General features: G+C 70.6%; 10 protein-coding genes. 9 read left to right on the top strand and 1 reads right to left on the bottom strand.

The window, feature by feature from the left end:
- Position 1: 1 nt before the first annotated feature.
- The 8 genes from AC6H2I_RS23555 to AC6H2I_RS23520 all read left to right on the top strand — a co-directional run bounded on the left by AC6H2I_RS23555 (position 2) and on the right by AC6H2I_RS23520 (position 6042).
- Positions 2–286 carry an EscS/YscS/HrcS family type III secretion system export apparatus protein gene (locus tag AC6H2I_RS23555; protein WP_497503196.1) on the top strand — a complete coding sequence of 95 codons (285 nt, stop codon included), beginning with the start codon at positions 2–4 and terminating at the stop codon, positions 284–286.
- Between the two features lie 11 nt (positions 287–297).
- On the top strand, positions 298–1116 hold the full coding sequence (gene sctT / locus AC6H2I_RS23550; protein ID WP_497503195.1) for a type III secretion system export apparatus subunit SctT: 819 nt from the start codon (positions 298–300) through the stop codon (positions 1114–1116).
- On the top strand, positions 1106–2137 hold the full coding sequence (locus tag AC6H2I_RS23545; RefSeq protein ID WP_497503194.1) for an EscU/YscU/HrcU family type III secretion system export apparatus switch protein: 1032 nt from the start codon (positions 1106–1108) through the stop codon (positions 2135–2137). The genes sctT and AC6H2I_RS23545 overlap by 11 nt, the downstream gene beginning before the upstream one ends.
- 167 nt (positions 2138–2304) lie before the next feature.
- Positions 2305–3387: a pilus assembly protein TadG-related protein gene (locus tag AC6H2I_RS23540; protein WP_497503193.1), complete on the top strand. Its 1083-nt coding sequence runs from the start codon at positions 2305–2307 to the stop codon at positions 3385–3387.
- Between the two features lie 8 nt (positions 3388–3395).
- Entirely contained in the window at positions 3396–3914 is a 519-nt protein-coding gene (locus AC6H2I_RS23535; RefSeq protein WP_497503192.1) for a TadE/TadG family type IV pilus assembly protein, read from the top strand.
- Positions 3911–4453 (top strand): TadE/TadG family type IV pilus assembly protein, encoded by a 543-nt coding sequence (locus AC6H2I_RS23530; protein WP_497503191.1) that lies wholly within the window; start codon positions 3911–3913, stop codon positions 4451–4453. The genes AC6H2I_RS23535 and AC6H2I_RS23530 overlap by 4 nt, the downstream gene beginning before the upstream one ends.
- The gene (locus AC6H2I_RS23525) at positions 4438–5493 is read left to right on the top strand and encodes a pilus assembly protein TadG-related protein (protein WP_497503190.1); all 1056 of its coding nucleotides are present in this window, start codon (positions 4438–4440) and stop codon (positions 5491–5493) included. The genes AC6H2I_RS23530 and AC6H2I_RS23525 overlap by 16 nt, the downstream gene beginning before the upstream one ends.
- Before the next feature lie 234 nt (positions 5494–5727).
- The gene (locus AC6H2I_RS23520; protein ID WP_497503189.1) at positions 5728–6042 is read left to right on the top strand and encodes a type II toxin-antitoxin system VapB family antitoxin; all 315 of its coding nucleotides are present in this window, start codon (positions 5728–5730) and stop codon (positions 6040–6042) included.
- 218 nt (positions 6043–6260) lie between these two features.
- Here AC6H2I_RS23520 and AC6H2I_RS23515 read toward each other — a convergent pair whose 3' ends face one another.
- On the bottom strand, positions 6261–9581 hold the full coding sequence (locus AC6H2I_RS23515; protein WP_497503188.1) for a hypothetical protein: 3321 nt from the start codon (positions 9579–9581) through the stop codon (positions 6261–6263).
- A gap of 395 nt (positions 9582–9976) precedes the next feature.
- On the opposite strand from AC6H2I_RS23515, the gene AC6H2I_RS23510 reads away from it, so the two are divergent.
- Positions 9977–10318, top strand: coding sequence for an ATPase inhibitor subunit zeta (locus tag AC6H2I_RS23510; protein WP_497503187.1), 342 nt, complete (start codon positions 9977–9979; stop codon positions 10316–10318).
- Positions 10319–10352 lie beyond the last annotated feature (34 nt).

Below are 10352 nucleotides of genomic sequence, written 5' to 3'. Positions count from 1 at the left end.
CATGGCGCACAGCGATCTCGTCGTCTACGTCCAGTCCACCTTGATGCTGATCCTGCTGCTGTCGCTGCCGGCGCTGGGCGTCGCCATCGTCTTCGGCCTGCTGATCGGTCTGTTCCAGGCGGTCACCCAGATCCAGGACCAGGGCCTGCCGATGGCCGTCAAGATCGTCGCCGTGCTGGTGGTCTGCGCGCTGGCCGGGCGCACCATCAACGGCACCCTCATCGAGCACACCACCCGCCTGCTGGAGCAGCTGCCGGTGGTCGGCCGCTCCGTGGTGCCGTCCTAGGGGGTGCGCGCATGTTCGGTGCCGACGCGACGGACCCGCTGATGCACGCCCTGACGGTGTGGCCGCTGGCCATGGGGCTGGCGATGGTGCGCTGGCTGGGGGCCACCCTGCTGCTGCCGGTGTTCACCCGCACCGGGGTGACCCGGCTGGCGCGCGGCGGCGTCGCCTTCGCCCTGGCGGTGCCGATGATGCCTGCGGCCTACGCCGCCGTCGACACGCTGGAGCCCGCGCGGTTCTTCATGGACGTGGTGCTGCTGACCGGCAAGGAGTTCGCGGTCGGGGCGGCGCTGGGGATCATCCTGGGCCTGCCGTTCTGGGCGGCGGAGCTGGCGGGATCGGCGCTCGACGTGCAGCGCGGCACCGCCATCGGCACCCTGGCCGACCCGGAGGGGGCGTCGCAGACCAGCGTGCTCGGCACCTTCTTCGTCATCGTCAGCGTCGCGCTGTTCCTGCTGGCGGGCGGCATCGACGTCATCGCCTCGGTGATCTACGACAGCTACCTGCTGTGGCCGGTCGGCGCCTTCGCGCCGGTCACCGCGGTCGCCGTCGACGGGGTGTTCGTCGGCCTGCTGCAGAAGCTGATGGTGATGGCCCTGGTGCTGGCGGCACCGCTGGTGATCGCCAACCTGCTGAGCGACGCCCTGCTGGGATTCGTGGCCAAGCTCGCCCCGCAGCTCCACATCGACCAGCTCGGCACCGGGCTGAAGAGCCTGGTGCTGACCGGGCTGATGGTGCTCTACGCCACCTTCGCCACCGATGAGATGCTGCGCCAGTCGCTGCGCCTGCGCGCCGTCATCCCGGAGATCGAGGCGCTGTCCGGTGAGCTCTGAAGAGAAGGAGCTTCCCGCCAGCCAGCAGAAGCTGCGCCGCGCCCGCGAGCGCGGCGAGGTGGCGCGCAGCCCCGACCTCAACGCCGCCGCGGTGCTGATCGCCGCGGTGATCCACCTCGCCACCGGCCTCGGCCCCCTGGTCGCCGACCTGGCGGCGCTGTGGAGCCAGCCCCTGGATTTCCGCGACGGGGCGCGCGGCGAGGCGCTGCGCAGCGTGGCCAGCGGCCTGGCCTCGATCGCCGTCGGTTTCGTCGGGCCGCTGCTGCTCTTCGTCATCGTCGCCACGGTGTTCGCCGAGCTGGTGATGAAGCGCGGCATCGTGCTGTCGTTCGAGCCGGTGATGCCCAAGTTCACCCGCATCAACCCGGTCTCGGGCTTCCAGAACCTGTTCAGCCTGCGCCGCCTGATCGACCTGATCAAGGCGCTGTTCAAGCTGGCCCTTCTGGGCGGCAGCGGGGTGGTGGTGGTGCTGGGCACCCTGGGGTCCCTGATGTGGCTGCCGCGCTGCGGCGTCGCCTGCACCGCCGAGGTGTGGGGCGAGACGACCCTGCTGCTGGCCGGGCTGGCCATCGTCATCTTCGCCGTCAACGGGCTGGTCGACATGCGCCTGCAATCCTGGCTGTTCCTGCGCGACCAGCGCATGACCAAGACGGAAAGCAAGCAGGAGGCCAAGAACATGAACCAGAACCCGGCGATCAAGCGGGCGCTGCGCCAGCAGGCCCGCCAGGGCGGGGAGGGGCGGACGCCGCTGGCCGAGGCGTCGCTGGTGATCGGCGACGCCGGCCAGGTCCTCGTCGTCCGTTTCGTCGAGGACGAGATGCCCGCCCCGGTGTGCATCGCCAAGGCGCGCGGCGCCGGGGCCAAGCGCCTGGTGGTGGAGGCCGAGCGCAACGGCATCCCGGTCCACCAGGACATGGCGTTCGTGACCACCTTCTTCGACGAGACCCAGCAGATGGGCTACATGCCCATGCCGTCCTACCCGCTGCTGGCCCAGATCATGAAGCAGCACGGCCTGCTGTAGCCGCCCACCGGTGGTGCCGGGCCATTGTTGCCGGTCGTTTCAACCGCCGGGAAAGGGACTGTTCTTGCCCGCCCGCGGCCGGTCGACGATGGTCGGGGGCGTGCCGTGCCGGCACCCTCCCGTCCGTCACGCCGCACCCCATCCGAACCGCACACCAGGAGCATGCGATGGGCCACCCGCACACCGACTCCGCCCGGTCGCCGGACGGCCCGCTGCGCCGGGCCGCCCTGGCGCTGCTGCGCGCCCGGCGCGGCGCCATGGCGGTCATGTTCGCGGTGTTGCTGGTGCCGCTGCTGCTGGCCTCCGGGGCGGCCGTCGACTACGGCCGCGTCTACCTGGCGGTGCGCAGCATCCAGGGCGTGGCCGATTCCGCGGCCCTGGCCGGGGTGTCGGTCTACACCGACGGCACCAGCACCCAGCGCGCCGAGGCGATCGCCACGGCCGGCGCGTATTTCGCCCGCGGGCTGGAGCTGTCGCCCGGACTCAGCGTCGCCACGCCGCAGATCGACGCCGCCCTGTCCGACGCCACCTGCGCGGCGGCCGACGTGACCGCCAGCGTGACCATCCGCGCCGACGTCACGGTGGAGCCCAGCCTGATGGGCATCACCATGCCGGCCCTGGTGCTGCCGGTCTCGGCGACCGCCAGCACCCCGGTGGTCCAATTCTCCCTCGACCTCAGCGGCTTCGTCCATGACGCCTACGATGCGCTGGAGGTGTTCTGGTACAAGGTTCCCCACGACGGCAGCCCGCCGGCGATCGCAGACTTGCACAAGATTGTCGACAACCTCGGATATGGATCCGAGACCGTGTTCCGGGCCTGCGTGTCTCCCCAGGACCCCCTTGGCTTCGCACTTGGCCGCGTTCCCGGCGGCCGGATTCCCTATGCAGTCGTCTATCCCTACGGAATGAAGGGCGACACGAAATACTATTACTTCTCGTCGCGCTACCCGCCAACCGCCGACAGCCTGCCGAGCCTGGCCGACAATTGCTCGTTGCAGATCGCCGAGGTCGTGGAGGGTGTCGCACAGCCTTCGCTGGTGACGGGGCGCTGCTTCACGCCGTTGGAGCCGAAGCCTTTCACTGCGGTGGCCGCGGATGGCGCGGTGCGATGCAGTGAGCTGGATGGGCGTGTCGTCCGGTTCAGCTGGAACGACATGGGGGGGGGTACCGACGACCTTGACTATCAGGACATCGTCTTGTCCTTCACCTGCACCGCCGAGGGCGCCAAGGACGTGGTGCTGGAGCGGTGACCATAGATATGACAACCTTGCTTGATACACCCGCCCCGCGCCGCCGCCGCGGCCTGCTCGCCGACCGTTCCGGCGCCACGGCGCTGGAGTTCGCGCTGCTGCTGCCGATCTTCCTGATGCTGGTGTTCGGGGTGGTGCAGATCGCGCTGCTGCTGCTGACCCAGAGCACCCTGGACGCCACCACCGCCGGCGTCGCCCGCCTGATCCGCACCGGGCAGATCCGCAGCGGCGGCGAGGCGGCGTTCCGCCAGGTGATGTGCCGCACCTTCAACTCCGGCCTGATGGACTGCGCCAAGCTGCGCTGGAACGTCCAGGCCGGGGCCAGCTTCGCGGCGCTGCGCGGGTCCCTGCTGACCGCCGCCCCCGGCGCCTCGACCTTCGCCCCGGGGGCGGCGGGGCAGCCGGTGCTGGTCCAGGTGTTCTACCGCCAGCACCTGGTCATCCCCTTCATGGCCGGCGCGGTGGCCGGCGACGGCAACGTCGACCTGGTGGCGGTCAGCGTCACACGCAACGAGGACTACGAATGACCGCCGCCGTCCCGCCCGCCCTGTCCGCCCTGGTCCGTGACCGCCGCGGCGTGGCGGCCCTGGAGTTCGGCTTCGTCGCCTCGGCCCTGGTGGTGCTGTGCCTGGGCACCTTCGAGATCTCGCAGGTCTACCTGGCCGCCACCAAGCTGAAGGGGGCGGCCGAGGGGGTGGCCGAGCTGGTGGCCCTGGAGGACACCGTGTCGACGGCCACCCTGGACGAGGTCTGCACCGCCGGGCGCATGATGGTGCTGCCGTTCCCCGCCGACACGCTGGGCCTGGAGGTGGCCAGCGTCATGGCGGCGGGCGGCGGGGCCGCCGCCACCCAATGGCACAGCGACCGCTGCGCCGGCAACGGCACCACCGACCCCGCCGCGGTGGTGGCGGGCATGGGGTTGCTTGCCGGCGAGAACGTGGTGGTGGTGCGCGCCTCCTACGTCTACCGCTCGCCCCTGCTGTTCTTCCTGCCCGACCCGATCACCCTGCACGGCGACGCCATCGCCCGGCCGCGCAAGGACGTCGTGGAATGGAGTGCGTCGTGATGCGCGTGTCCCTGTCGCAGTCCCGCCGTGGCGGCATCGCCCTGATGGCCGCGGTGGCGGCGGTGCCGCTGATGCTGGCGGCCGGCGCCGCCATCGACCTCGGGCGGGTCTATTTCGTCCACCGCGGGCTGCAGGGCGTCGTCGACGCCGCCGCCCTGGCCGGGGTGTCGGTGTTCCGCGACACCTCGGCGGCCGACCGCCTCTATGCCGAGCAGACCGCCGCCGACTACTTCGCGCGCAACGCCGCGGCCCTGACCGGGCTGGAGATCGGCGCCCCGGCCATCGCCGCCAGCGCCACCGGCTCCTGCGCCGGCGGCGACGCCGTCGCCACGGTCACGGTGTCGGCCGGCGCCCGGGTGACCAGCAGCCTGATGGGGCTGGTCAACCCCGGCACCGACGTCACCGCCTCGGCCACCGCGCAGAATCCGCTGATGCAGTTCTCGCTGGACCTCGGCGACTTCAACCCCGGCCGCATAGACGCCGACAAGCTCACCCTCTCCTGGTACAAGGTGCCCGACGACGGCGGGGTGCCGGCGGCGGCCGCACTGGTGACGGTCGCCGACAACGTCAACTGGGAAGGGAGCCAAGTCTACAGCCAGTGCGTCGCCGCGTCCGACCGCATCGGCATCGCCCTGGCGACATCGCCTGCCTACCGGCATGAAGAGCACTACATCAACGAGACCAACCCTTACGGCGGGGCCAAGTTCGGGAACTATGTCTACTATTCCCACCTCTACCCGCCCACGGCCGACGCCTACGCCGAGCCCAACAACTGCGCCCTGCAGATCGGCGAGGGCCTGGCGGACGCCCCGCCGCAGAGCGGGCGCTGCTTCACGCCCTACGAACCCCGGCCCTTCGCGCCGCTGGCCGGCGACGGCACCTTCCGCTGCCGCGAGCTGGAAGGGCGCATCATCACCTATTTCTGGAACGACATGGGGCCGGGCGACGACCGGATCAACGACGACTTCGACTACGACGACCTGATCCTGTCCTTCACCTGCTCCACCGAAGGCACCCCCGGCGCCATCCTCACCCGCTGAGGGGTGAGGATGGCGCCATCAGGTCGGCGGCGGGCGATGCGGCCGGATCGGTCCTGGCGGGTTATGGATCGCCATGGCGACGCCCCGTGATCGCCGCTGTGCCGGCTGCCGTTTCCCCGCCGACGTCGTCGCGACGGCGGAGGGGGCCACGCCATGCCAAACCGCTTTGCCCTTCATCGCTCATGTGAAATAGGTTTGTGAAATGACCATGGTCTCGCGCTGTCGCGGCCGTGGATGATCATCCAGACACAGGCGATTGTGATTTGGAGAGCGTCGATACCGATCCCGACAAGCGCTGAAACCGAGGCCATCGCCCGCCAGCTCGCCGCCATGCGAGGCCAGACCGTCGAAGAGGTGGTGGCGGTCGCCTTGCGTGCGGAACTGATGCGGGAGCGGCAGAGCCGGCGCGCAGTGCCTTTCGCCGAGCCGACCCCGACGCAGCGCGCAAAAGTCGAGCATGTCATGGACCTGGTGCGTGCCGCCGGGCCGGCCGGCACGGGCGAGGACCCGACCGCTGGCCTGTATGACGACCGAGGCCTGCCGAGCTGACGCTGTCCCTATCCATGGTGATCGACACCTCTGCCCTCTGCTTCAGCTACGCTCTCGCCAAGGCGGTTGGCGAGCCCCTGCTGTTCAAGGGCAACGACTTCGCGCCGACCGACATCGAGGCGGCATGCTGATCGGCACCGTCCGCGTCTCGAGGGGAGACGGCCAGGGCAACGCTCTCCAGGCTCGCGCCCGATTGAGGGGGCCCCGCGGGTGCCCGGTCAGGCGTACGCGTTCTCGCCGTCGCCCTCCCAGTCGACGTGCAGGTCGTGGTCGAGGCGGTTGGTCGAGGAGCCGCCCTTCTGCTGGGTGGTGCGGAAATTCTCCCACTCCGTCGCCTGGTAGTCGTAGATGCTCTCGTCCTCCGGGGCGTCGCGCTGGCCGTAGTGGTGGAACATGTAGCGGGCGTATTCGACCTTGTCGCCCCAGTCGCCCTGGAGCAGGCCGTCGGCCGCCAGGTCCTTGAACCACTGGCCCTCCTTGTCCGTGGCCTTCTGCTTCTTCTCGTGGTCGACGAAGAAGCTGACCACCGCGCCGATGCCGGCCAGCAGCACGCTGCCCAGGAACAGGGGCCCGGTGAAGGCCGCGGCGGCGCCGACCGAGCCGAACAGGCCGGCGATGCCGATGGCGCCGGCGGTGGCGCCGAAGGCGCCGCTGACCACCTGCAGGCTGCCCGCCGCCTTGGCGAGGTCGCTGCCCGATTCCACGCCGGACTTGATGGTGAAGGCGCCCAGCACGATGTCGGCGACGCCGCCGACGCCGTCGCTGACCGCGCCCAGCACCTTGATGGCCGAGCCGGCGATCTTGGCGGCCGTGCCCGGCGGCGGCTTGAGGTCGGTGCCGCCGGCGGCGGCCGCCGCCTCGCGGTCGAACATGTCGGCGATGCCGTCGTACATGGAGTTGTCGACGCCGCTGACGTCGGGTGCGCGCACGTCCTTGAAGATGTCGTCGGCGGCGGTCGCCATCTGGCTGCGGAACTCGTCGGAGACGACGGGAAGGTCGATGTCGATGCGGGGCGGCTTGCCGTCGCCGCCGCCGGTGCCCACCGCCTCCAGCTTCTTGCCCCAGAGCCCCTCCTTGCCCCAGATCTCCGGCACCGATTTGCTGAGGCCGAGCATGTCGACGAAGCCGGGCTTGCCCATCGCCTGCATGATGTTGTCGCCGAGCTTGGCGAAGTGCTGGGAGGCGCCGGCGAAGCTGATGAAGTCCTTGGCGATGGACAGCCGCTCCAGCGGCTCGTCGCCCAGCTTGCCGCCCTTGCCGACGAGCTGATAGATGCCCGAGAACAGCGACACGCCGCCGCCCAGCGAGCCCAGCACACCCTTGTCGGCCATGCCGCCCAGCAGCCCGGCCAGCCCCTCGCGGTCCTTCATCGGCACATAGGCCGAGAAGCGCTCCAGGTCGGCCTGGGACAGCTTGCCGCCGTTGGCCTCGGCCGCGGCGGCCGCCTCCTCGATGGCCTTGATGACCTTCTTCTGGTCGGTCTTGCCGTCGATGAACTCGTTGAGGAACTTGTCGATGGTGTCGACGGTGCGGCGCGGCAGGTCGAAGGCGTCGGACTTGATGACGCCCTTCAGCAGGCCGAACAGATCCTTGGTCGCCAGCACCTTGTTCTCGTCGCTGACCTTGGACGGGTCGCCCACCAGCGCGTCGAGGTCGGCGGTGAGGCTGTTCATCTGCAGCTTCTGGGCGGCGGCCTGGCCCTTCTCGGGGTCCAGCAGGGTCAGGCTCTGGATCATCTTGCTGATGTCGGCCTCGGCGGCGGCCTCCATCCCCTGGTCCTTCAGGTCCTGGATGTACGCGATGTACTCCGGCCCGTTCAGAATCTCGTCCAGCCGCTGGGTCAGCCCCTCGCGGTCGGGCACCTTGCCCAGCGCGTCGTCCAGCTTCTTGGAATAGTCCCCGGCGATGGTCTCCTTGGCGAACAGCGCGGCGATGGTCTCGTCGACCTTGCCGCCGTTGATGATGTCCTGCAGGTCGGAGCCGGTCATCATCGTCTGCTCGTCGTCGCTCTCGCGCCAGGTGCCGCCGAACAGGCCCTGGGCCTCCTCGTAGGCGATGATGCCGCGCCCGCTCGACATCGCCGCCTTGGCCTCCAGGGCGCGCACCAGCTTGGCGCGGTCGTCGTCCTTGGCGATCGTGCCGTCCTCGATGCCCTTGCGGTACTCGTCCAGCAGATGCTTGGTCGCCGCCTCCGACACCGTCATCTTGGGCGAGTCCTCCTTGTCGGGGTCGCTGCGCTCGTCGATCTCCAGGCTCAGCACGTCGAGCTCGCCCTGGGGCGGCAGGTCGTGCCTGGCCCGCAGGTCGTCGACGCCATCGGCGCGCAGGTCCTCGTTGCGGTCCATGATGCGGTCGTAGAGCGGCTTGTTCATCTCCTCGGAGACGACGTATTTCTTCGTCTTCTCGACCTTGCGGCCGTCCTCCAGCACGGTCTCCTTCGTCTCGAACTGGATCAGGCCGTGGCCCAGCTCCTCGGGCCAGCCGAAGGTGGTGATCTCGTTGTCCTTGGGGCTGAAGTCGGAGGACGCCAGGTCGTAGCCGTTGCCCACGGACTGGTTGATCGCATCCCACGTGGCGATCTGCTCGGACACCTGGGCGTGCAGCGCGGGGTTGACGTCGGCCGAGATCACCGTCCTCGTGCCGTCGCGGGTCTCGATGGCGACGGTGTGGTCGCCCACCACCGACCATTTGGCGATGTCCTCCAGCTTCGGCGGCTCGGCCTTCACCCCCGCCAGGTCGTAGCCGTCGCCGAGGAAGTCCTCGACCGTGCCCATGTGCTCGGGGCTGGACAGGAGCGCGTGGTAGGACGCCACCTGGTCGTAGAGGTCGGGGTTGTCCTCGTAGGACACCACCACCTTCTCGCCGTTCTGCTCGTAGCGGATGGTGCCCGGCCCCATCTCGTCCGGCGGGCCGACCCTGATGCCCTGGTAGGGCGGCGGCGTGTCGTCGCCGGTGGCCCGCCGGTAGCCCTCCGTCTCGCTCTTGGCGAGGCCCTCGCGCGACTGGCGGTCGGCGACCACCTGGTTGTAGACGGCTTCATTCTCGGCCTTGGCGACGACGTGCCAGCCGTCGTCCGCCTCGTAGCGGACGATCCCCTCGCCGAGCGTGCCCGGCTCCTCGATGGTCTTGTAGTCCTTGAGGTGCTCGGGCTCCTTGGCGCCCGCGCCGTCGACGATGTCGCCCTCGGCGCTGCGCCGGTTCAGCGTCGTCATGGTCTCGTAGTCGGCCACCACCCGGTCGTACATCTGCGGGTTCGTGGCGCGGTCGACCACCACCTTGCGGCCGTCGCCGGTCTCGTAGCGGATGGTCCCCTCGCCGACCTCGCCGGGCCAGCCGATCGCCCTGTAGTCGCCGTAGGCCGGCGCCTCGTCGTCGGCCTTGGCCGGGGTGTAGCCGCCGTTGCCGCCGTCCTCGTCGGGCTCCTCCACCTCGGCCACCGCCTCGGCGAAGGCCCTGGCTAGCAGGATCGGGTTGCCGCCGGGCAGATTGTCGAGCGAGGGGCGGTCGGCGCCGGGAACGGTGGTGGACGAGACGGTCATGGGGAACTCCTCGGCGGGGCGCGGACCGGCGCGCGGCGGCGGCCGCGGCCGGGACACGCGGGCGGTCTCGGGGTGCCCCACTGTCGCGAAACCGCGGCCGCGGGCGCAACGGCCGGACGTTTCGTCTGCGGAGTATATCCGGTGAAAAGTGGCGGCCGGCCGGGGGCTCCCTCAGCCCTGGGGTGCACCGGCCATGCGATGGCGCCGGATCGCCGGTCATGGGACCGACGCCGGCGATGCCGGGCGGGCGCTGCGACCGAGCGCACCCGTGCGCGTCCGGCCCCCCCGCCACGGCGCGGAAAAGCGCCGCCGGGGGGGCGCGCCGGTCCTTTTCGGAGGGCGGGGCGGTGGCGGGGCGGTGTATCATCGCCTCGACCGGCGGAAGGAGGGGAGGCATGGCGGACACCATCGACGGCGAGCGGATCGCCGCCTACTCCCGCAAGGGGGCGGCCAGCGAGCACCGGGTCGTCGCCGAGACCGAGTTCGCGTTCTGGGCCAAGGCCCGGCGCGCCCGCCTGCTGGCGGAGTGGGCGGCCGGGGAACGCGGGCTGCCGGAGGCGGAGCGGGCGGCGCTGTTCGACCGCCTGCTCGACCGGGACGTCGCCCGGGCCGGCCGCGACGACGCGGGCCTCGCCGCGGCGCTGGCCGACCATGGCCTCGACCCCGACGCGGCGGGGGCGGCGGTGCAGCGTCTGTGGACGGTCGCCGTCGCCCAGCTGGAGAACGAGGGGTTCTGAGCGGCCCCCGGCCGGCCGAGACCGCCGCGGCGTC

The organism is Azospirillum sp. NS33 (assembly GCF_059703765.1).
Note: the sequence above shows the minus strand (reverse complement) of the source record. Positions and strands in the feature narration are given on the sequence as shown.